At 53.2% G+C, this 370-nt stretch carries 1 protein-coding gene; it reads right to left on the bottom strand.

The features are described from left to right. A partial coding sequence (locus P0G09_RS15995) for a hypothetical protein (protein ID WP_275253150.1) occupies positions 1 to 370 on the bottom strand: 370 nt, incomplete at both ends.

The following is a 370-nucleotide window of genomic DNA, read 5'->3' as shown; positions in this document are numbered from 1 at the left end:
CCATCTCCAACCGGTATTCTGCACTTGCAACGCTCCATTCCCGGATAGAAAAGTGCTCCGGCGGGAAATTCAGCCAGTTTCCACTCTCTCCAAACTGCGAGACCGCGACCACCTGAATGCGGAACAGATTCTTCGCATAGTAAGCGGTCCTTGCGATATTTTTCCGGTAGAGCTTCTGCAGATCCTTTTCCCGGCTCGTCGCCTTGCAATACGTCACAAATCGGGTGTCTGCCATCCGCTCTCTGGCTTCCAGCAGGCTCATGATCGTGCCCTGCTCATCTACCAGATACCCGTTGGTCGTTGGGTCCAGCATATACCACTTTTCCTGCGACCGGTCGTCGATCTCCGTGACAACGTTACAATCAAAATC

This window comes from Faecalibacterium sp. DFI.5.82 (genome assembly GCF_029076575.1).
Taxonomy (GTDB): Bacteria; Bacillota; Clostridia; order Oscillospirales; family Ruminococcaceae; genus Faecalibacterium; species Faecalibacterium duncaniae.
The sequence above is the reverse complement of the archived record's forward strand: the minus strand, read 5'-3'. Positions and strand labels throughout refer to the sequence as shown.